Origin of the sequence: Sphingobacterium sp. ML3W (genome assembly GCF_000747525.1) — a bacterium.
Classification (GTDB): Bacteria; Bacteroidota; Bacteroidia; order Sphingobacteriales; family Sphingobacteriaceae; genus Sphingobacterium.
Genome location: NZ_CP009278.1, coordinates 1,974,971 through 1,998,183, shown reverse-complemented (window position 1 = coordinate 1,998,183; position 23,213 = coordinate 1,974,971). Strand labels below are relative to the sequence as shown.

At 38.8% G+C, this 23,213-nt stretch carries 19 protein-coding genes and 1 pseudogene; 9 read left to right on the top strand and 11 right to left on the bottom strand.

Annotated elements, in window-relative coordinates; translation table 11 throughout:
- Positions 1–18: 18 nt before the first annotated feature.
- Positions 19–243 carry a helix-turn-helix domain-containing protein gene (locus KO02_RS08665; RefSeq protein WP_038697579.1) on the bottom strand — a complete coding sequence of 75 codons (225 nt, stop codon included), beginning with the start codon at positions 241–243 and terminating at the stop codon, positions 19–21.
- Between the two features lie 57 nt (positions 244–300).
- Between KO02_RS08665 and KO02_RS24245 the strand changes: the two genes are divergently transcribed.
- Positions 301–429: a hypothetical protein gene (locus tag KO02_RS24245; protein WP_262506689.1), complete on the top strand. Its 129-nt coding sequence runs from the start codon at positions 301–303 to the stop codon at positions 427–429.
- Between the two features lie 69 nt (positions 430–498).
- On the opposite strand, the gene KO02_RS08660 is transcribed toward KO02_RS24245, so the two are convergent.
- From KO02_RS08660 to KO02_RS23215, 4 genes and pseudogenes are all read right to left on the bottom strand, one after another.
- A complete protein-coding gene (locus KO02_RS08660; protein WP_235212370.1) occupies positions 499–978 on the bottom strand; it encodes an SRPBCC domain-containing protein in 480 nt (159 codons plus the stop codon).
- A gap of 70 nt (positions 979–1,048) precedes the next feature.
- Positions 1,049–1,621, bottom strand: coding sequence for a Crp/Fnr family transcriptional regulator (locus KO02_RS08655; RefSeq protein ID WP_081918483.1), 573 nt, complete (start codon positions 1,619–1,621; stop codon positions 1,049–1,051).
- A gap of 148 nt (positions 1,622–1,769) precedes the next feature.
- Positions 1,770–1,940 (bottom strand): integrase core domain-containing protein, encoded by a 171-nt coding sequence (locus tag KO02_RS23220; protein ID WP_081918330.1) that lies wholly within the window; start codon positions 1,938–1,940, stop codon positions 1,770–1,772.
- Between the two features lie 552 nt (positions 1,941–2,492).
- A pseudogene (locus KO02_RS23215) lies at positions 2,493–2,682 on the bottom strand (transposase); the annotation flags it as partial.
- A gap of 390 nt (positions 2,683–3,072) precedes the next feature.
- Between KO02_RS23215 and KO02_RS08650 the strand changes: the two are divergent.
- The gene (locus KO02_RS08650) at positions 3,073–3,708 is read left to right on the top strand and encodes an MgtC/SapB family protein (RefSeq protein ID WP_038697577.1); all 636 of its coding nucleotides are present in this window, start codon (positions 3,073–3,075) and stop codon (positions 3,706–3,708) included.
- Positions 3,709–4,120: 412 nt separating this feature from the next.
- On the opposite strand, the gene KO02_RS08645 is transcribed toward KO02_RS08650, so the two are convergent.
- From KO02_RS08645 to KO02_RS23750, 4 genes are all read right to left on the bottom strand, one after another.
- A complete protein-coding gene (locus tag KO02_RS08645; RefSeq protein WP_038697575.1) occupies positions 4,121–4,762 on the bottom strand; it encodes a hypothetical protein in 642 nt (213 codons plus the stop codon).
- Between the two features lie 75 nt (positions 4,763–4,837).
- Positions 4,838–6,436, bottom strand: coding sequence for a hypothetical protein (locus KO02_RS08640; protein ID WP_038697574.1), 1,599 nt, complete (start codon positions 6,434–6,436; stop codon positions 4,838–4,840).
- 802 nt (positions 6,437–7,238) lie between these two features.
- Entirely contained in the window at positions 7,239–10,175 is a 2,937-nt protein-coding gene (dnaE, locus tag KO02_RS08635; protein ID WP_038702359.1) for a DNA polymerase III subunit alpha, read from the bottom strand.
- Positions 10,165–10,314 (bottom strand): hypothetical protein, encoded by a 150-nt coding sequence (locus tag KO02_RS23750; RefSeq protein WP_158500275.1) that lies wholly within the window; start codon positions 10,312–10,314, stop codon positions 10,165–10,167. The genes dnaE and KO02_RS23750 overlap by 11 nt, the downstream gene beginning before the upstream one ends.
- A 392-nt stretch (positions 10,315–10,706) precedes the next feature.
- Here KO02_RS23750 and KO02_RS08630 point away from each other — a divergent pair, with 392 nt between their 5' ends.
- Together KO02_RS08630 and mazG are read left to right on the top strand one after the other, a co-directional pair.
- Entirely contained in the window at positions 10,707–12,194 is a 1,488-nt protein-coding gene (locus KO02_RS08630; RefSeq protein ID WP_038697572.1) for a PLP-dependent aminotransferase family protein, read from the top strand.
- Positions 12,195–12,248: 54 nt separating this feature from the next.
- Positions 12,249–13,061, top strand: a complete 813-nt coding sequence (mazG, locus tag KO02_RS08625) for a nucleoside triphosphate pyrophosphohydrolase (protein WP_038697570.1) — start codon at positions 12,249–12,251, stop codon at positions 13,059–13,061.
- A 130-nt stretch (positions 13,062–13,191) separates the two neighbouring features.
- Here the strand turns inward: mazG and metA are convergent, their stop codons facing one another.
- Positions 13,192–14,136: a homoserine O-succinyltransferase gene (gene metA / locus KO02_RS08620; RefSeq protein WP_038697568.1), complete on the bottom strand. Its 945-nt coding sequence runs from the start codon at positions 14,134–14,136 to the stop codon at positions 13,192–13,194.
- Positions 14,137–14,539: 403 nt separating this feature from the next.
- Between metA and KO02_RS08615 the strand changes: the two genes are divergently transcribed.
- The gene (locus KO02_RS08615) at positions 14,540–16,084 is read left to right on the top strand and encodes a SulP family inorganic anion transporter (protein WP_038697566.1); all 1,545 of its coding nucleotides are present in this window, start codon (positions 14,540–14,542) and stop codon (positions 16,082–16,084) included.
- Positions 16,085–16,191: 107 nt separating this feature from the next.
- Here KO02_RS08615 and KO02_RS08610 read toward each other — a convergent pair whose 3' ends face one another.
- Entirely contained in the window at positions 16,192–17,100 is a 909-nt protein-coding gene (locus KO02_RS08610) for a LysR family transcriptional regulator (RefSeq protein ID WP_038697564.1), read from the bottom strand.
- A 303-nt stretch (positions 17,101–17,403) separates the two neighbouring features.
- On the opposite strand from KO02_RS08610, the gene hutH reads away from it, so the two are divergent.
- The 4 genes from hutH to hutG are packed head-to-tail and all read left to right on the top strand — an operon-like array spanning position 17,404 to position 23,202.
- On the top strand, positions 17,404–18,984 hold the full coding sequence (gene hutH, locus KO02_RS08605) for a histidine ammonia-lyase (RefSeq protein WP_235212369.1): 1,581 nt from the start codon (positions 17,404–17,406) through the stop codon (positions 18,982–18,984).
- A 3-nt stretch (positions 18,985–18,987) separates the two neighbouring features.
- Positions 18,988–20,241 carry an imidazolonepropionase gene (hutI, locus tag KO02_RS08600; protein ID WP_038697562.1) on the top strand — a complete coding sequence of 418 codons (1,254 nt, stop codon included), beginning with the start codon at positions 18,988–18,990 and terminating at the stop codon, positions 20,239–20,241.
- Positions 20,238–22,253 carry a urocanate hydratase gene (locus KO02_RS08595; protein ID WP_038697560.1) on the top strand — a complete coding sequence of 672 codons (2,016 nt, stop codon included), beginning with the start codon at positions 20,238–20,240 and terminating at the stop codon, positions 22,251–22,253. The genes hutI and KO02_RS08595 overlap by 4 nt, the downstream gene beginning before the upstream one ends.
- Positions 22,243–23,202 (top strand): formimidoylglutamase, encoded by a 960-nt coding sequence (gene hutG / locus KO02_RS08590; protein WP_038697558.1) that lies wholly within the window; start codon positions 22,243–22,245, stop codon positions 23,200–23,202. The genes KO02_RS08595 and hutG overlap by 11 nt, the downstream gene beginning before the upstream one ends.
- Positions 23,203–23,213: the final 11 nt, after the last annotated feature.

Genomic DNA, 23,213 nt, shown 5'->3' with positions numbered 1-23,213 from the left:
TTTTGATTCTATAAAATTTCAGATATGAGCCCGATAGTATCCTTTAAATACAAGCGCGAACGGATCCTCTTGTTCAAGAAGTTCTTCGGTATTGAACCCGCCATCGGCCATCTTCTTCAGATTGGACCGCACCGTATTCTTACTCATTCCTAGAATGCGGGCAATCGTTTTTATTCCACTGCCGCCCTGATACAATCTAATTAATTGCTTTATCTGACTCATTTGTTTTGGTTTTCCAGCCATCAGTGATCCCAATTGTTTGATCACTAAGTAACAAAAACTACTCGAAAAGGGGGCAGTATGCTCCAGTATATCCGATTGGGAAGAAATGCCAAAACGCCGAGTAAAAAAGTCCGTGATACATCTGGAAATGGCACTCCAGTTCTGCTATATGGGAAAACCAAAAATCAAGACCAGCATTATGATTAGTCCTATGATCGTTACTAATTTTGTTTTAAAACCAATTAGTAAAAAAAATCGTCAAAAGATAGTGGTAGTTTAGTCTTTTTCTGCCTGTTCTTTAAGTTTCCGATTCATCTCGTAAAACCCATTTTTTGCTTTCTCAGGATTAAATAGCCATACAAAAATACCCTTGAATTTCTCGCTTTGTATAAATGTTACTGTTCCGTTCCTATTATCTATCAACTCAAATTTATGTTCTCCGTCGAATAGCCCCCTAAATAAAAATGTACCCATCCAACTTATTTCCTTATTGTCTACTTTTTTTGTTACCGTTGGCTTGAATGTCATTCCTTTACCATTCGGAGGCTCGATTCTAACTGTGATTTTAGTACCTTCTTCTAACCGTCCATTTATGGAAGTTATAAATGGGTTCCAATTTGGATAATTTTCAAAATCGCTAAGGATTGTCCATATTTCTTCGGGTGTTGCCTGTATAATAATTTCTGTTTTGATTTCTTTTGCCATAACCGTTAGATTTGTAAAAAGGGCTGTTAATAATAGAGATAAATACTTCATTCTTTATTGTTATTGAATGTTACAAAGCTCTATCTTATCTAACTATACTCACTTGATAAAAATCAAGAATTTAAGAAAGTTGTTTTTTTCTTATACGGCTAAAAGTTTCAGGTGTCATTCCAAGAATAGAAGCTATATATTGTAAAGGAACTTGATTAAATAGCTTTTTGTTATTTTCGAAGAAAAAATCATAGCGTTCCTCTGCTGACATAGAAAGATGACTAAATATTCTGTCTTCGAGTGTAGTGAAACAATGAACAATAAATAATTTTTCCAATTCAGCCCATTTCGGAATAATATTTTTGATGTTGTCGTAATCGCTTTTCTTTATGGTATAAATTTCTGTATCGGTTAATGCTTGAATTGTCCAACGAGCAGGTTTTTCAAAAATGAAACTTGATAAATCTGTCACGAAATATCCTTGTGTCGAAATCCATTGAGTAACTTCTTTTTTTTCGGTTTCAAGAAATATCCGCAAAAATCCCTTCTGCAAAAAACTGAGTCTATCGCAACGTTTGTTTGTTTTAAGAAAATAATCTCCTTTCTTCAAAATTTCTAATTGGAATAGCGAAGTAATTTCTTTCAAGTCTTGTGGTTCAATTATTCCAAAATATGTTTTTATGCTAATTTCAAGTTCTGTCATTTTGTGTCGTTTTTTCGGAAACATTCCTACTAATGTTAAAGTCTATTAAATTTAATTGAAAATTTCTTCAATTTCAAGATTTGAGAAATGTTCAATAACACCTGCTAATGGAAATACAAACACCAAGGTTTACTGCTTTTTATTATATCTAAAAGAAATACCAGCTGACCTCCTCCCATTTTTCTAAAGTAGAAGAATTTGCTATTTTGCCCTGATTTTCAATAAACATTTGAGGTGTTAAATCCCCTAAACAGCTATGAGGTCTGAAGGTAGAATATTCTACCTGCCAGTCCTCTACTTTTTGTTTAGCTTCATCCATTGAAAGAAAACAATTGGTGTTTAATACAAGTAAGTTCTACTCATTCTACCTCAACTATCTTGTGTGTATAGGTTTTCCCGGATACCAATCAGCTCCGTTGCCACCGCATGTAATTAGAAAGTACAGCATAATAAGAATGTGCAATAATATTGCTATCCGCCATACAATGTGTAGGCTTCCAGAGCTCTTATCGTTTTGATCTTTCTTTTTACTCTTTATCTGATTCCGATTTCTAGACATTATAGCACATATAATAACCTTTTACGCGTACTAGGAGAAATATTAAAAGCCTTTTTACATCTTGATTTTTCACGAACTCGCCTTTTTTTTGAGCAGGCAATTAAGGGAATGTAATACGAACTTTGTCGTTGCTCTCTCTTTAAAAATTTCTATCTAGCTTGAGCCTTTCCAAATATAATATATAGTTGTAACATGGCCAAGCCCCCAATTGTGCATTGGCATAGTCCAATTATTTGATATAAATTATTCACTCTAGTATATTTTTATCGGGATTCATGAGACTCTGTAGTTAGTTTTTTTTAAGCCATCTTACAACATCTGTTTAACCAAGCTCATATCGGCAACTAAGTTTCTTAAGCTGGCGCAGTTTTCGAAGTTCGGAGATACCCAGACCCTCATATTTCTTCTTCCAATTGTAAAATGTAGCCTCGTTGATACCCATCTTGCGGCAGACTTCCTCCACATGGGTGCCCACCTCGGGTTGTTTGATTGCAAGGACGATCTGTGCATCGGTAAACCGACCGAAGGGAGCTCATGCGAAGCATAACTTATTTCGATCTTTTCATCTTCTATACATTTTGAACGTAAAGCTATTTCAGGAAAAAACAATATCAGCTTCCTCGTAAAAACCTATCATACAATATAATTTTCAACTGATTTAGTTATATTCGTGAACTATATATTTCAAATAATTTCATCATTATGCAAAAAAGAAATGGGTCGCAGTTTTTACTACTTGTACTCATATTGACCGAAGGGTCTTTGAATAAATACGGGCTTGATTTCTATACATCTCTGTCAACAGGTTTGCAAAATAGCTAATGCCTTTTGCAGCCTTAACAAAATCAGCCAAAACATTTAAAAGGAGCAATAAATTTAAGAGAATTTACTAATGGATTTTACAGTAGAAATCAAAGACATGGTAGCAATGGTTATTTCTATCATATGTGGAGGAGTCATTGGCTTTGAACGGGAATACAAAAATAAGTCTGCCGGCTTTCGAACAATAATTCTAATTTCACTGGGCTCGACCATTTTCACCATAGTTTCCCAGCATGGTGCAGGTACTGATGACCGAATTTCGGCAAATATTATTACAGGTATTGGATTTATTGGGGCAGGTGTAATATTTAAAGATAAAATTTCTATTCGTGGCTTGACGACTGCTGCTGTAATCTGGACTTCTGCAGCAATCGGAATGACAGCAGGAATAGGCTATCACGCGCTTGCACTATGCCTAACTTTAATTACTCTTGGGGTATTATTAATGGTTACCAGGGTGGAACGAATGATTGCACAACTACAAAAGGAACAGCGCCTGAGTGTAACCTTTCGTGATCCTGACTTTGATCAGATCCCGCAATTGGAAAATATTTTAAATACAAAAGGACTTACTTTAGAACGGATGGAAATTGTAAAAGAAAACGATCATTTAATTGTAAACTTCAAAGTATCAGGTAAAAAAAGATACTTATTAGAAATGAGCGAAACACTTGCTACCCGAACAGAAATCTTAAGCTTCTCTTAATCCCACAAAAAGTTGATCGTTAATGCTAACGCTAGATGGAGTCAAATATTTATCCCATTGCAATGTTTGTCACACTTATGTTTAAATGACGTCCTCCCATTTTGGTAGACTTCCCTCTTTGTCAAACAAATTAAAAGTATCCATAATTCTCGCTCTAAGCTACTCGGAATACGGATGTCTTTGAAACTAATACTGTATAACTCCACTGCACATTCTCTAATTGTTCAATCGGATTTTATCACGGATTTTAGTCATCAATTCAAAATTGAAATATTTATTATTGTTATCTTACACTGCCGACTAAGTTAGTAATTCCATTTTTTCCCAACACTCAAGTCAATAAAATTTGTGAGCTGGACCTCCAATTACCAAATAAAAATAACTCATCTGGTTGTGCTGATATATAGATCATTTAATTTGAATATTTTTTCTGATAAAAAACTAACTGTCCTGTCTGAGTAACGCCCTGAATTGTGACCCAATATCCCTTAGCACGGCTGTTATTGTAAAATGTCACACTTTGCTCTTTTTCTTTTATTTCAAAATCAGGATTCCAATATAAGGTAGGCCGATAATCATAATCGGAAACCAGACGTTCCAAAGTATTGTCATATACTTTATTCTGCAATGTTCCACTCCCTAGATAGCCGGCGACTGTCTGCTCGTCAATACGTTTTCCAAATTCACTATCGATCTCGTTGGGGGCTAATTGATAAAGGCAAGTTGCAGATCTATGACTTGCCCAAGCAAAAGTTTCAAAATACTTAATGTAGGCAAATTGACTTACATCTGTTTCAAGCAGTTCATGAACTCTTTTGGGTTCTACCACCTCCCAGCCATTCAAAAAAACAGCGCCCAGTCCAGGTCTTCTAATTTTCTCATCTAAATATTGTCTTAAAGACATACTTCTTTTTATCACTTGCTCTTCAGAACTAGGGTCAAAAACAAACTCAGCTTTACCTTTGAAAAAACCACTGGTGTACTTTTCTTCCAATGCATCTAACCGCTTTTGTTGCTTAGAACGGAATACCGGAACTTCGCGGATATGTCGCATACCTTTATTGTCAATGTAGTAATCTGGACCGTAGTAATAACGCTGGTTGTGTCCGATACCGACTTGTGCAATTTGCTATTCTACGGATGGGATATAAAGTTTATTCAATTGAGGAACATCTGAAAATTGATAGGAAATCTTATATTCATCAAACTTCAGATCCCGGTATATCTGTGAAAATCGGGTTTCTAAGGAATCATAAAACGTTAATCCCGGTAGGGAAAACCAGCCCTTTGCATCAGGGATTACTTCGGTGAACACCATCTGCTTATCACCCTGTTTCTTATAGCCAAAAGATGCGCCACGCTGACCTATCTTGCTTTTCTTGTCATTGGAAATTAACTTTTGATAACGTGCATAAAATTTTGGCCATTCATTTTTAGGCATCTGAATCTGTCCTCTTAAATAAAGAAGACTATCTTTAACGATAGGCAATTGATCCAGCGCTACAAAATCAATGGGCTTCAAATCATTTTGTAAAACATCTTCCAACTTATTTCCATTTTCTAGATAACGCTTAAGATCAATATTTTTACTGATTAAAAATGGTTTGAGATAAAGATCTCCGATGATATTATCGATTGTATCCACTGGCATCTGGATATCAGTAATGGCAATTGAAAGATAGGCTACCGCTTCTCCTGGAAGTGATATTGAAAATGTATTTTTTCCTTTTTCTTCCATTGAGCTTTGGCTAAAAGTCAATTTAGGTATTAGGTAATGTGCTGATGGTACACCCAACATATGGGCTGAACGCCCGAATAGTTTTCCGGCATTGTCCCGAAGGAACACCTGCAGAACACCCTGCTCCACATCTGATTTCTTAAGGTATATATGCTTCTGTCCCGCTGCTGAGAAACCAACTGGACTGCTAAAAAGCTTACGATAATTGATCCGAGCTTCTAAATCATAATGTGCTTCAATATTACTTTGGACTGTAATCCGAATGGAATCACTACCAATATCCTGCACAAGCACCTTACTGGATGCGTAATTGATATCCAAGACACTCATTGTTTCATGTACACCATCTGTGTTTGTCCAAAAAACTTTATAGATATTTTTCGATTCGGGATTAATTTTTATTCGTGTATAACCAGTGCTATCCGTTTGAAAGGGAATATTAAATGTTCCTGCCGAATCGGTAATTCGTCCTTTCGTGGAAACACCCTTCCCTCCTTTAAAATAGGACTTGACCAGTAACTCATTGTCAACTCCAGCGATAAAGTTACCGCCAATTGGATAAGTCTCCACTTGAACCTCATTACCCTGAAATGAAGCACTTGCTGTAGACGGAGCTGTTGTGCTTTCTTGAATCAAAAGTATTGCCTTGATATAATACAGGTCGGGCTGTTCAGCTATTGCTGTGGTATAAGCATTAAGGAAGAGGCTAGTTGTTATTCCGTGTCTTGGAATAACAAGATGGCCAGCCGCCATCCCATTTTTGAGTAACATTACAGATCGTTGCTGGATAATACCGTCCGCATTCCCAATATTCAGGTAAAGATTATGATTTTCTGCAGCCAATAGGCCTTCATTCATAACATAAGCTTTGAACCAAACGGTATCGCCAGGAAAATATGCGCCACGATCGGTATGTACAAAGATCTGTGGAAGTGTCTGCGATTTTAACAAAAAAGGCAGCAGTAGCAAGATCAACAAATAGTTTCTCATAATTTGGTTCTAAATCGAGGTGGGAAATCCCACTTCAATCGAGTTTCTAAATAGTACAATTTAAATTCTAACTTGGGTACTTATAGCTAGTAAAGAAAGCCCCCATACTGACCGAAAAATGTTGGTTACTTAGAAGAAAGTACTGAGGTACAGTTTAATTTTTTACCAAAGGCACCACACACTTCCCTGATAAATGGATCGTGCGCATTGATGTTTGAATATCTTTTATTGAAGGGTAATCAATATAGGTTTCTAAAAGATTCTGAAGGTTTAATTTGGTACATCTAACATTGACACTACCGAGTATAAATGCACTGGTATAGTAAGATCACTGTATTTTTTACAGTTTAAAAGCATTAATCCACCCATAAATTAAGTATTTAGTTGATTAGAAAACTATCGCATAAGCTTTAATATGTTTACTAACGTTTTGGTTTATACTCTAATATATGAAATTATTACTTATGACTAAAATAATATCGCGATGCAACCGATTGTTCTATTTTACTCAAACTCAAACACCGTTATAAAATATATAAAACAGGAATTCAAGAGTGGGTAGTATAGCTAGATCATACTGCTTATTACTTTAGGAAACATTTTTAGACAACCTTAGTAATCTAAAATATCACTTGGTTGCTAACTTAGTTGGCATGACCTCCTCCCAAAAAACTGGAGCATTTAAAGTAGAGAATTCCGGATAGAATTACTAATTTTAAATAGTAGAAAATACGATAAAAAGATTGAAATAAGTTATGCTTCGCATGAGCTCCATTCGGTCGGTTTACCGAAAACATAACCACTACACACTCCGTGGATCGGGCTGCAGAGGCATCTTGGCACAGCGGATAACTTCCAAGGATGGACAGCCAAACTCCTGCACCACCTTGCCTTCTATCAGGTAGATACCTGCCCCAAGTAAAGGATATTGCACCAACGAGGGTGGAAAATGCACGGTATCAAAGAACTTGCCCTCACTATCCAGAAAGGTCCCGAACTTCATCAGTTCGCGCCGTTTGGTTTTGACAAATTTCTCGGCTACAAAATCGCCTACCATCCGGACGGTCTGCCCGACATGGTTGATAAGTTCACGGGCCTGCACATCGCCCCGAAAGTCGCTCCTTGCCAGATCGAACAGCGTACCGCTGACACAAAAGCCGATCAGCTCCATCTCATCGTAATAGTCTTCGTGGATATGACTTTCCAGAGCTGGCAGAACGGGCTTACGACTGTTGACTTCAAACAATTCGGCGGTAGGGTTGGTTTTTGCATGCTTGCTCAATAGCAAATGGGCCTCCCAGAGCATTTCTTTTTTACCACTCCCAAAACTACGCAATGCGCCGACACGGATCAGCAGGATAAGTTGTTCCAGACCGATGCCAGTACGTTTCACAAACTGTGGTAAACTGGTATAGGGTCCATTATGCAAGCGTTCGTTGATTATTGACTCGGCCTGCTTGGATTCAAAGTGCTGCATACCATCAAAGCCCAGATAGATGTCTCGTCCCTGGATGATGGTCAGATATTCGGATCGATTGACGCAGGGTAAGCAGATGTTAGCCCCTGCCACCCGAGCTTCGTTGACATAGACTTTTCTATTATAAAAGCCACCATAATTGTTGAGTACGCTGACCATAAATTCCAACGGAAAATAGGTCTTAAGGTATAGACTCTGATAGCTCTCCACGGCAAAGGATGCAGAATGGGCCTTATTGAAGGAATAACCTGCGAAACTCTCCATCTGACGCCAGATCTCTCTACTGGTTTGTTCGGGATAGCCCTGTTTCTTACAGTGATCAAAGAATTTATCTTCGATCTTAATCAAATGATCCTTATTCCTGTACTTACCGGACATCATTCGACGCAGCACGTCGGCATCGGCCATATCCAGTCCTCCGTAGGCATTACCGATCTTCATCACGTCCTCTTGATAGACCATGACACCATAGGTCTCCTCCAGCTGCTCTTTGAACACCGGATGTGGATAAACAACTTGTGAGGGATTATTGTGGCGCTGGATGAATGCCCCCATCATACCACTGCTGGCCACTCCGGGTCGGATGATGGATGATGCTGCAACTAAGGTTAAATAATCATCGCACTTGAGTTTGGTAATCAACTGACGCATAGCGGGGCTCTCGATGTAAAAGCAACCGATGGTATTGGCAGAGCGCAACTGCTCGGCAATCTTGGGGTCTTCAAAAAAACGCTTCGGTTCTCGCGTATCGATGGTAATCCCCTGATTGATCTTGACGATCTCGCGACAGTCCTTGATATGCCCGATGCCCCGCTGGGACAGGATATCGAATTTTTCGAACCCGATATCCTCTGCGACATACATATCGAACTGCATGGTCGGCAACCCTTTGGGTGGATAGTCAAGTGCACAGTAATTGACCAGTGGCTGCTCGGATATCAACACCCCGGAGGCGTGGATAGTACGCTGATTGGGAAAGTCGGCCATGCGGTTGTATACGCTCAAGATGGTATTAGTCACTTCGTTTTTATTGAGCATATGCTCGGGTTGGTGCACCAACCGATCGATCTCTCCTTTTGGGAGACCATATACTTTGCCGAGCTCGCGCAAGATGCTCCGTGAACGGAAAGTACTCATCGCTCCCATCAGTGCGGTGCGGCCATCCTGATAGCGGTTGAAGATATAATCGTACATATCGCCGCGCTCTTTCCAGCTAAAATCGACATCGAAATCGGGTGGACTTTTCCGCTTGGGATTGAGGAAACGCTCGAATGGCAATTTAAGTGCAATAGGATCAACATCCGTGATACCCAAACAATAAGCAACGGCGGAGTTAGCTCCGGAACCACGGCCGACATAATGATAGTCGCGATGTCTGGCGTAACGGCAGATATCATCGGTGATAAGGAAATAGCTCGAAAAATTGAGTTCCTCGATGATCTCTAGCTCACGCGCAATACGCTGCCTTGCAATTGGATCTTTTTTATCGTAGCGATGGCCAAATCCATCTTCAGTGTACTTGATCAGTAGCTGCTTGTCATTGTATCGATTGCCGGTAAAGGTCGCTTTGTTCTTAACACCTTCGAAGTCCATCTGAAAGCGGCACTCCGCCAACAGTCGATGGGTATTGTGCAGAAGCTGCGGTAGATCGGCATAATGACTCATTAGTTTGGCTTTAGGTAAGAACACCTCATCAATGGGTGCCACTTGATCTTCAGAGAGCTGTGATATCAACAGGTTATGATCGATGGCACGCAGCTGACGGTGTAACGTATGATCAGCCTTTCGAAAAGTAACGGGTGCAAGTATGACGGCTTTGGACAGTTGCTGTTTATCCATAAACATAGCCTTGCCCCGCTCGGACGGACGGATACCGATATATTCATAGTCCTTGAGCCCAAATACTCCCATCCGTTGCAAAGGATAGATGATGAACACTTCCTTGAATTCGGGTGCTTGCAGGGGGACTTTCGTCCCTTCTAAGTTGAGCTGCGTGCGGTAGGCATTGATTTCGCTGAAACCGCGCTCGTTCTGCGCAATGGCGATGAAGCAGCAGGTGTCGTCTTGACGGAACTCCATACCCGCCAGAATATTGACCCCTTTCTTTTGGCCTTTGCGGATAAAGTCGAGGGAACCCGTACTGTTGTTGATATCGGTGAGCACGGCGGTATCATAGCCATTGGCAAGCATGCCGGCCAACAACTCATCGAGACTCAAGGTACCGTGACGCAGGCTAAAATAACTGTGTAGATTAAGGAGCACGATGGCCTCCTTTCTTGACGATAAGTTCTGGAGCACAGGTGCCTTTCATGAGCGCTCGACCTGTCAAACTAACGTCGAGAAAACGCTCGACCGACACGAAAAATGTATCCAGATCACCATGTACTATACTCCTCTCCATACCTAAAAACCATCATCCATATCTACTAACATCTTTCACCCCATTGGTATAGATGCATCGTTTCAAATATACTAACATATTTAGCTTTAAAACCAACAATTATAGTATTAAAGAGGTAAGTGATTGATTATAAATGCTAATATATTTATAATCAATGAGGTTTGTAAAATTAAAACGATTTGTACGATGTAACAACAAAAGCCATGAAGATTGTACAAGCCTGATAAATACGTAATGCAATTGATTAAATAAACCTTAAGAAAGAATCTTAAAAGTATAAATACACAAAAATCAGATACGGAATAGAGCAGAGAAATATTCAAAACTACCTAACAATACTATAATAATACTTAACTTTCCGGACTATCTTATAAAATCAATAAACACAGCATATGAGTAGTCCGGGGCAAATTCCTTTTAATAGTTTTATTAGTCTAGACAGACAGGAAGAAACTTCTATCTATATTCAATTAGCGCAACAGATTATTCAAGCTATTCAACGTGGTTTTATACCTATCGGGACAAAGCTTCCTGGAAGCCGTCAATTGGCAAAAGTGTTGTCTATACATCGGAATACGGTTGTCGCTGCGCTGCAAGAGCTAGAGGCTCAGGGATGGGTCGAGATCAAAGCGAATATCGGATCATATGTCCTGAAGAACACAACTAAAGCAAAAAAAAATACGGGTTACGCTAAAAACTTAAATCAAAATCAATATGCTCTTCAGACGGGGTACGATTTTGAAAAAAGCACCATCTTAGAAAATCCATTTGAATCGACCACATGTACATTACGATTGGATGATGGTATGCCCGATAGTAGACTTTCTCCATTACAGGAACTTTCTAAATTTTATACGGCCAATCTTAAGCGGAAAAAAAACTCAAAGTATCTCGGCTATTCAGATCAAAATAGACCTACAACTTTTCGGGAGCAATTGTGCAATTTTCTAAACCAAAGCAGAGGTTTACATATTCAACCTAAAAACCTATTGATAACACGTTCTGTTGAGTTGAGCACTTATATCATCGCGCAAACACTATTACAACCCGACGATATGGTTGTTGTTGGCCAACCGAGCTATTTTGCAGCCAACATGATTTTTCAGCAAGCTGGAGCCAAAATAAAGTCCATACCTGTGGACGATGATGGAATCGATACAGAGGCTCTTGAACAACTATGCAAAAAACAACAAATCAGACTCCTATATCTAACACCCCATCACCATTACCCCACAACAGTAACCCTAAGTTCAGAAAGAAGGGCAATAATTTTGGAATTGGCTTCAACCTATGGCTTCGCAATCATTGAGGACGATTACGACTATGACTTTCATTACGACGATGCTCCGATAATGCCAATGGCTGCAATTGATTATGGTGGAATGATTATTCATACCGGTAGCTTTGGAAAGTCTTTAGCCCCAGGTTTTCGTACTGGTTTTATCGTTGCACCTGAAAACCTAGTTATTGAATTGCAAAAACTTTTGAACCTATTGGATAACCAGGGCGATTTTATAATGGAACAGGTGCTCAGTGATTTGATAGCAGAAGGTGAAATACATCGGTATCTAAAAAAATCGGTTAAACTCTATAAGGAACGCCGTAATTACATGAGCTATCTGCTAGCACGGGAACTTAATGAATATGTGGATTTTGATATTCCTACCGGCGGTCTTGCATTATGGACTACATGGAGAAAAGAAATCAATTTAATCCAACTGCGTAGACAATGTGAAAAATCAAATCTCTTTCTTCCAAAAAACATACTGTACCAAGCAAAAGATATTGCTGCAATCCGGATTGGCTTCGGTAATTTAAATGCCTCGGAAATGGAAGAAAGCGTGGCAATTCTAGCCGAATCATTAGCTATGATCACATAAAAGCATGCATTTATTAATCTTTTAATCCCTAATTTTGTATTAAACTATTACAATATGAGCTACCCCATTCCAGCCAGCGAGTCGACTCCTGCTGCGGCATTCCAACGATTACTAGATGTTTTATACACGCTTCGTGTAGCTTGCCCCTGGGACAAGAAACAGACAATGGAATCATTACGTCATCTTACAATCGAAGAATTGTATGAACTTACAGATGCTATTTTAGATGAAGATTATCCTGAAATCAAAAAGGAATTGGGAGATGTAATGATGCATTTGGTTTTTTATGCCCGTATAGCAGAAGAGGAAAATCGCTTTACCATAGTGGATGTTCTAAATAGTATCTGTGATAAATTAATCAACCGTCACCCCCATGTTTATGGCGATATCGACGTAAAGAACGATGAGGAGGTAAAACAAAATTGGGAAACCATCAAATTAAAAGAAGGAAACAAGTCCGTATTATCAGGTGTACCAAAAGGTCTCCCTGCCTTAGTAAAAGCTTACCGCATACAGGATAAAGTGCGTGGAGTAGGGTTTGATTGGGAGGATAAAAAAGAAGTATGGGCAAAAGTAGAAGAAGAATTAGCCGAATTTAAAGCGGAATACGACATTGATAACCCTGAGCAAGCGGACATGAGTAAAGCTGAAGGCGAATTTGGAGATCTACTCTTTTCATTGATCAATTATGCTCGTCATATTGGTATCAATCCTGAAAATGCACTGGAACGTACCAATAAAAAATTCATTTCCCGATTTACTTATGTGGAACAGAAAGCTGAAGAAAGTGGACGAAAATTGCAGGATATGACCCTTGAGGAAATGGATATCTTTTGGAATGAAGCAAAAAAAGTGACCCAACCATAATAAATACTCCCCCTTTAAATAGGTGGACTTAAAAGGACCTAGCTAATAAAAAAAGCTCATGCTCGATAGCACACGTATTGTAATACAAGAATGTAACTAGAGAGCATGAGCTATATGCTAAAAGCAAGCTTTAATTTTGTTTCCTTATTTCTTCTAATGATTTGAGTTCATTCAAATCATATGGGGTTTCTTGGTAAACATAGTAATTCAACCAATTATTAAATAGCAAATTAGCATGTCCGGACCACCTGACTAACGGTGCCTGCGTTGGATCATTGTCGATATAATAATTATTTGGAACCTCAAGTTCTAGCCCCTTCTCGACATCGCGCATGTATTCGGTATGTAACGTAAGTGGAGCATACTCGGAATGTCCCGTCAGATAAAATTCTCTTCCACCTCGAGAGGATAAAATAGCAAGACCTGCTTCGGAAGATTCGGAGAGTAACTCAATCTCTGGTTTATCTTCAATTTCAGATTTTAAAATTGTAGTGTGCCTGCTGTGTGGTATAAAAAACTCATCATCAAACCCCCTAAATAATGGGTTGGTCTTGTCTAAAGTAGTGTGTTTAAATACCCCAAATAATTTTTCGGCTAATGGGGTCTTTTCAACACCATAAAAGTGATAAAGTGCTGCTTGTGATGCCCAACAAATGTATAATGTTGAGGTTACATGCTTTCTTGCCCAATCAAAAATACGGGTAACTTCATCCCAATAGGTAACTTCTTCAAATGGCATCATCTCTACGGGAGCACCTGTAATGATCATCCCATCATAATATTGATCTTCAACAGCAGAGAACGATTTATAGAACATTTCCAAATGTTCTTGTGGCGTATTTTTGGACATATGCGTATCTAGCCTTAAAAACTCCACTTCCACCTGTAAAGGATTATTCGAGAGTAACCGAATAAAATCAGTCTCCGTCGTAATTTTTAATGGCATTAAATTTAAAATTAGAACCTTCATTGGACGGATGTCCTGTTCGTTGGCTCTAAGATCGCTCATCACAAAAATATTTTCTTTTTTCAGTAGCTCAATAGCTGGCAAATTATCTGGTATCTTGACTGGCATATGCTTTCCCCCTCGCCTTGGTTTAGTTTGGCTATAAAGGTAAAAAATATAAGTTAGTTATCCCACCTAAGTCTGTAATAACTATACTTCATTTTTATTTAGCACTCCGCTTTTAAACGCTCGATTAGGTAATAATACCTTTGGAATCTAATAACTGAAACGAGTTGCTACTGAAAAAATGACTAGCCATACAACTAGTATAAATTACCCATTCATTTCTAAACAAATTCTAAAATTCATGAATCGGGATCCCGTAAATAATATGCTATACTTTATGAGGAGATATGAGCTTCGCTTTAACTTCAATATATTAAAATAATATTTATTTAATATCCATAAACCGCTTTAGGAACGATAGTTGCATAATAAAAATATATGTTAAATCTAATACTAAAGCTCTTTTATGAATCTATTTCAACATTGGAAAAAAGACATACCTGCTAGTATCGTCGTTTTTTTTGTCGCCTTACCTTTGTGTCTTGGTGTTGCTCTTGCAAGTGGAGCGCCCGTATTTTCAGGAATTATCGCAGGTATTATTGGGGGAATACTCGTAGGATTTCTTTCCAAATCGCCAATCGGTGTATCGGGACCAGCAGCTGGATTGGTTGTCATCGTATACACTGCTATCAACGATTTGGGTTCTTACAATGTATTTTTAGTCGCGGTCTTTATAGCAGGATTGATTCAAATTGTTCTTGGGATTTTAAAAGCAGGTGTAATTGGTTATTATTTTCCATCGTCGGTCATTAAGGGGATGTTGTGCGCAATTGGTATTTCTATTTTTTTAAAACAGATTCCTTTAGCATTTGGATATAGTGAAGCATTTTCTTTTCAAACTTTTGATGCTTCATTTATCACCCCTGGAGCTATTATTATTACGACTATATCTTTAGCCATCCTCATAATATGGGATAATTATCTTGGGAAAACATCAAACATCTTTAAATTATTACCAGGCTCACTTGTCGCCGTAATGGTCGGAATTATTTATCAGATAACCATTGGAGATAAGAATCATGAGGTTTTCTCGATTGATCAAGATTTACTCGTAAAAGTACCTGTTCCTGAAAATGTTTCTGATTTTCTAGGGCAATTTACGCTTCCCGATTTTGCAAATGGCATATGGAATCCCGCTGTGTGGCAAGTTGCGTTTACCATAGCAATCGTCGCATCTCTCGAATCGCTTTTATCTGTTGAAGCAACTGATAAAATAGACCCTCTAAAACGACAAACGCCAACAAACCGTGAACTTATTGCCCAAGGAATTGGTAACTCCTTTTCTGGTTTAATCGGAGGATTACCCATTACACAGGTAATCGTTCGTTCATCGGCTAATGCAATGAGTGGTGGACTTTCCAAACTATCCACTATTTTCCACGGCTTACTGCTTGTCATCAGTGTCATTTCCATTCCCGCATTCCTTAATTTAATACCCAATGCAGTACTAGCTGCAATATTGTTGGTTATTGGCTACAAACTCGGCAATCCAAAACAATTCCTTGATATGAAAAAATTGGGAAAAGATCAATTGATACCATTCGCTGTAACGGTCATCGGAATACTTGCTACAGATCTGTTAAAGGGAATTATTGTAGGATTGGTTGTCGCTGTAGTCGTGTCACTCATTAAATCGTACAATAACTCACACGTGATGTTGGTAAAAGAGGGAAATGTATTTCATATGAATTTTGCCGAAGAGGTTACTTTTGTCAATAGAGGTGCTATTGTCAAAGAATTAGATGGACTACAACCTGGAGCATATTTAGAACTTGATGTACGCAAAACTAAAATACTAGATTATGATATTATTGAATACTTAGATGAATTTAAAGTAAAAGCAAGAAACAATAATATCAATATCAAACTTATTTCAGAGCGTGGAACGGTTGATAATCCGGAATCTTTTCGAGAGTTTTTCGGTTACGTGTTAGTGGCAAATTCGCATTAATTTGTAATCGCCCCTAGCTATTGCAAACTTTCACGAGAAAGGATCCAATAGCTAGGAATTTTGCCCTTAAAAAATCCATATGACGATAAATAGTGATTTTGCTCGTTTTAAACTTTTCTGGTCAGGTTTAATTCCTTATGAATAACATCCAAAAAAAGATCAATCCCGGGATGGCTTACATTAGCATTATAAATTAAGGATAAAGTTGTTCGTTGTTGAATATGGTCCAAATCAATAAACTTTACTTTTGAATTATACCCTTTTTTTAGAGATGCGGGCACAATGGCAACCCCCAGCCCTTGTTCAACTAGGTTGAAGATCGTCAATGCATTTACCGTGCGCAAAGCGACATGAGGTTCAAATGCTGCATCCTTGAAAATACTCATGACCAAGTCAAAATATGAATGACTATAATCTTTCGAAAAAAGAATAAAAGATTCGTTTTTAAAATCACCTAAACCTTTAAAATTCATCTTCTGAATTGGATAATCATGGGGCACAACTAAGGAGAAATGTTCCTTCAGGATTGGAATACTTTGAAGTCCTTTAGGAAAATCATCTAATCGAACGAGTCCAAAGTCCAAATCCTCCTTTAATACTTTGGCAACCTGCATTTCGTTACTAAGTTCTTGTAGATCCACTTCCACGGCAGGAAAGTCTTGCTTTAACCGAACCAAGACTTTAGCAAGCACGGATTGTACAGCCGATCCTATAAAACCAAGACGAAGTTCTGTGACATCATCCGACCCCATAATTCGAAGTTCCCGTGTTATCTTGTCAATTTGGTTAAATAAGCTATCAACTTCCTTCTTCAAATAAAACCCTGCTCCTGTTAATCGAACGTATCGCTTTCCTCTATCAAATAAAGTTGCTTGATAGATTTCTTCCATTTGCTTGATCTGACGTGATAAACCAGGTTGCGAAATATAGAGCCTTTCAGCTGCTTTTCTAAAATGCAATTCCTCTGCTAAGACTTTAAAATAATAGAGATGTCTAAGTTCGATTTGATAACTCATAGTAATCAACAATTGTCAAAATTGGTATTTATAATTATTAAATATAGGAGTTAAATTTGAGATAATATAATGAAACATCATGCGTATCTCATTTTAACACAGCGAAGCATACTGCCCAAAGGGAACAGATAAACGCTTTGAAAAAGAGTTTAAAAATCAACATATACGCATGAGAAATTGACCAGCTTTAAACCGCGAAATGCGGTACGCAAGTCTTTGAAAACACAATGATCGATACACAAATTGTGTGTAGCTCTTCATCTTTACACTTGAAAAACCACACGCATACTATAATTTATTCCGATGAAAAATATGATAACAAAATTTCAATACGGTAATGATACGATGACCAGTTCTCTCGCAATACAACTTGCAAAAGGAGAAACCAGGGGAGAATTAACTGCTCAAACAATAGAAAAGGTTGTTAAAAGTGCTCAATATGTTCAAGAAATTGTAGATTCTGGTAATATCGTCTATGGTATAAATACCGGATTTGGTCCCCTTTGCACCACGCTAATTAGCCCTGGAGATACCAAGAAATTACAAGAAAACATATTGAAAAGCCATGCCGTCGGTATTGGGGAACCCATCGATAAGCTCTTGTCCAAATTGATGCTGATCCTAAAAGTACATGCTTTAGCAAAAGGATATTCCGGTATTCAACTAGCAACGTTAGAACGTATATTATGGTTAGTAGAACATGATGTTATTCCTGTCGTCCCCAAACAAGGTTCAGTTGGAGCTTCTGGGGATCTTGCTCCACTCTCCCATCTATTTTTACCATTAATTGGATTAGGAAAAGTTTGGTATAACAATGAAATACAGGAGACAGCACGGGTATTGACCTCATTTAACATCCAGCCGATCACACTTGGTGCAAAAGAAGGTTTAGCACTAATCAATGGCACTCAATTTATGGCGGCCCATGCTGTAAAAGCAGTATCGGAAATGCAGAACCTACTTGACAATGCTGATCTGATCGCTACTTTAATGATAGAGGGACTTAATGGGTCCATTAAACCTTTTTTCGCACAACTACACCAACTTAGACCTTATAAAGGAAACGAGTACGTAGCTAGTACTATTTATAATTTATTAGAGGTATCTGAAATTGTGAGCTCTCATAAAAATTGTTCCCGTGTTCAAGACCCCTATTCCTTACGCTGTATCCCGCAAATACATGGGGCTTCTCGTCATGCATGGCTCCATCTAAAGGACACAATTGAAATCGAAATCAATGCTGTTACCGACAATCCAATCATCATCGATCGTGAATTGACCATAAGCGGCGGTAGCTTTCATGGTCAACCAATTGCCTTACCAATTGACTATGCAACACTAGCCATATCGGAAATCGGGAATGTATCAGACAGACGTGTATACCTTTCACTTGAAGGCGATACGCCTAATGTTCCAAAATTACTCCTTAAAGAGACCGGACTCAACTCCGGATTTATGATTTTACAATATAGTACCGCGGCACTAGCAAGTGAAAATAAGGGATTATGTTTCCCTTCCAGTGCTGATAGCATTCCTACTTCACTAGGTCAAGAAGACCATGTAAGTATGGGCTCTATTGGCTCACGTAAGCTGCTTCAGGTAATCAATAATGTCAGTAAGATATTAAGTATAGAGCTAATTTGTGCAGCCCAGGCATTTGATTTTCATAGGCCCCTCCGATCGACTACCATTGTAGAAGCGGTACATCAAGAGATTAGAAAAGTTATTCCTCATGTTAAAGAAGATCAAATAATGGAGGAAATACTATCAGCTGCACAAAAACTCATTTCTTCAGGAACTTTAGTTCAGATTGCAAATCAAATTGCTGACGAACAACAAGTGCCTTATCACGGATTACATCATGAATATTTTAATGTCTATTAAATTATGGGTAAAAAAATAATTGGACCTTTTTCACAGTTGTTATCTTTTGTTGATACACCTTTGAAGGGTGCCCTCACCGATCAACAGATGACGATTAGGGAATACGCCGGTATACTGGTAGAAGACGGTATAATTGTAATAATGGACAGCTATGACGACTTAATATCAAAACATGGAGATCAGGCAGAAATACGATTCATGGAAGGAGATAAAGTCTGTGTACCTGGATATATTGATTGCCACACACATATTGCTTTTGCAGGAAATCGAGCTAACGATTTTGCATTAAGAAATGCGGGAGCTAGTTACTTGGAAATTGCACAAGCGGGAGGTGGTATCTGGAGCACAGTCCTGCATACCCGAGCTGCAAGTGAAAAAGAACTGACCGATAATATCATTAACTTTTCAAAGGATCTATTAGCACAAGGTATCACAACGATCGAAGTGAAAAGTGGCTATGGCTTATCGGTGAAAGAGGAATTGAAAATACTACGTGCGATAAAAAAGGCCCAGCAATCTGTTGCTGTCGACCTCATACCTACTTGCTTAGCGGCTCATATGAAGCCCAAAGACTTTGCAGGTAGTGCTGTAGATTATCTTAATGAAATAGCTTCTGAATTATTCCCGATATTGAAAGCGGAAAATCTCTGTAATAGAATCGATGCTTTTATAGAACAAAGTGCCTTTTCGGCGGATGATATTGAAGATTACTTTATTAAAGCTCAGAAAATGGGTTTTGATATTACGGTACATGCAGATCAATTTTCAACGTCAGGCTCTAAAGTTGCTGTTCGGTTTAATGCCGTTAGCGCTGATCACCTCGAGGCGTCAACAGATGCCGAAATTACACTTCTGGCCACCAGCAATACTGTTGCCGTAGCCCTACCTGGTGCATCTATCGGAATTGGTTGCGCTTTCACCCCTGCACGAAAACTATTAGATCAAGGTGCCTGCTTGGCGATTGCCACAGATTGGAACCCAGGGTCAGCCCCAATGGGACAGTTAATGACCCAAGCGACCATTTTAGCTACTGCTGAAAAATTATCGAATGCTGAAGTTTTTGCAGCAATCTCTTTCCGGGCTGCCCAAGCATTAAATTTAAGTGACCGAGGGCGAATACGAAGTGGTGAAATCGCTGACTTTGTCGTGTACAATACAGACAACTATCAAAACATCACCTACAAACAAGGCACTTTAAAACCTGTGCAAGTTTGGAAAAGGGGAACTATTAGCTATATGGAAGGAGATGAAGCATGACATTTAAGGAAGAAATATTACAAGGTATACCAAGCATTTTACCGGAAAAGGTTTCGTATGACTTTCGTATAAGTCATGCCCCAAAACGAAAGGACAGCCTATCTCAGGAAGATAAAAAGTTAGCCATAAAAAATGCATTACGTTATTTCCCTGCCGATTGGCATGTCGAATTGGGAAAGGAATTTTTAGAGGAATTGCTTCATTTTGGACGAATCTATATGTATCGCTTCCGTCCTAGCTACACTATGTATGCTAGACCAATAGCTAATTATCCCGGAGAGAGCTTGCAAGCCCGCAGTATAATGCTCATGATACAAAACAATCTGGATCCAAAAATTGCGCAACACCCGCATGAACTGATCACCTATGGTGGAAATGGGGCTGCATTTCAAAATTGGGCCCAGTATTTAGTCACGATGCAATACTTAACACAAATGACTGACAATCAAACACTCCACCTGTACAGCGGCCATCCAATGGGGTTATTTCCATCTTCAAAGGATGCCCCAAGAGTTGTAATCACAAATGGCATGATGATTCCAAACTATTCTAAACCTGATGACTGGGAAAAATATAATGCGCTAGGTGTTACGCAATATGGCCAAATGACGGCAGGATCATACATGTACATAGGCCCTCAAGGAATCGTCCATGGTACAACAATCACCTTGATGAATGCTTTCCGTATGCAATTATCAAAAGATGATACCATTCATGGAAAAGTTTTCCTAACATCTGGCTTAGGAGGAATGAGTGGAGCACAACCTAAAGCTGGTAATATTGCAGGTTGTATCACAGTTTGTGCAGAGGTAAATCCTGATGCTGCTCGTAAAAGACATGAACAAGGATGGGTAGATATTCTAATAGAAAAAATAGAGGATCTCATTAAGTATGTTCGGGAAGCGATTCAAAAAAAACGTATTGTTTCGATCGCTTACATGGGCAATGTTATAGAAGTGTGGGAGGCATTCTTGCATGCAGATATCCACATTACAGTTGGCTCTGACCAGACATCCTTACACAATCCTTGGGCTGGAGGCTACTACCCTATTGGACTAAGTTTCGAAGAGTCCAATAACCTGATGGCGGAACAACCTGAGCTTTTTAAGCAACATGTACAACAATCGTTGATCCGCCATGTCGCGGCTATTAACGAACACGTCTCTCGTGGGACTTATTTCTTCGATTATGGTAATGCTTTTTTACTGGAAAGTAGCCGTGCAGGAGCTGATGTAATGGACAATGATGGCATCAATTTCCGATATCCATCATATGTACAGGATATCTTAGGCCCCATGTGCTTCGACTATGGATTTGGACCTTTTCGCTGGGTATGTACTTCTGCCGACCCTAAAGACTTAAAAACAACAGATAACATAGCGCTCCAAATACTAAAAAGTTTAAAAGATACAGCGTATCCCGAAATTCAACAACAATTACTGGATAATATCAAGTGGATTGAACAAGCTGAGCAAAATAAACTCGTAGTTGGTTCTCAAGCCCGAATCCTATACGCTGATGCTATTGGTAGGATTCGAATTGCTAAAGCATTTAATCTTGCGGTGAGAAATGGCACCTTAACTGCACCTATTGTGCTTGGTAGAGACCATCATGATGTCAGCGGAACAGATTCTCCCTATAGGGAGACAAGCAACATTTATGATGGTAGTCGATTTACTGCCGATATGGCTATTCATAATGTGATTGGAGATAGTTTTAGAGGAGCTACTTGGGTATCTATCCATAATGGAGGTGGTGTCGGCTGGGGTGAAGTCATCAATGGTGGTTTTGGCCTGTTATTGGATGGTACGGAAGATGCAGATCGAAAATTGGAAAATATGCTTTTTTATGATGTCAATAATGGGATAGCCCGTCGTGCCTGGGCTCGAAATGATACGGCTAGACAGGCTATCGAGGTGGAACTTGAGCGTACAAAAACGTTAAAAGTGACTTTAGCAAATTTAGTGGATACGGAATCAATGGACCAAATTTTTAAGGGGCATGGAAATTAAGCATTGGGAATACTACGAAGCAGCAAGTCCACAAATCTGGAAAGGACGAGTAGATGGTACAACGGATGATCATTTGCGCTGGCATCAAATAATAAAATGTATTGATTTAAAAGATAATAAAGACCTGAGTGGCTATTTCATACTCCTTGGCTTCGCGTGTGACGAAGGTGTCAAGAGAAATCATGGCAGAGCAGGAGCTAAAAAAGGCCCTGAAGTTTTAAAAAAGACTCTTGCAAATCTCCCTGTCTTTAGTGGTGAAAATACTAAAATAATCGATGCTGGCACAGTTAATTGTAAAAATGAACAATTGGAAGCGGCACAAGAATCGCTAGGCTTTATCATCCATCTGATTCTAAAGCGTGGAGGATTTCCAATAGTACTAGGTGGTGGTCATGAGATTACCTTTGGCCATTACCTAGGGCTCAAAGCAAATTATAACAAATCAATTGGTATTCTAAATTTTGATGCTCATTTTGATATGCGTAAACCGCAACAGCAAATTGCTACATCGGGAACTGGATTCTATCAAATTGCTCTACTAGAAAAAAACATCAGATACCTACCTATTGGAATACAAAAAATCAGTAATACAAAAATCTTATTTGATACGGCACGAGACCATCAAATTACCTGGATAGAGGCTCAAGATTTTCAAATTGCCAATCGGATTAGAATCAAGAAAAAAATTAAATCATTTATCGATTCAATCGATCATCTCTACCTTACAATCGATTTGGACGTATTTGCCGCATGCTATGCTCCAGGAGTAAGCGCAGTTGCTTTTAATGGTATCGTTCCAGATGCTTTTTTTCTTGAAATATTTCACTTTATTATTTCATCAAATAAATTAGTCAGCATCGATATTGCCGAGCTTAATCCTGAATACGATTGTGACAATCGTACCGCAAAATTAGCTGCTGATCTATTGTTTCGCCTAGTAAATGATTAAATGCTATATTC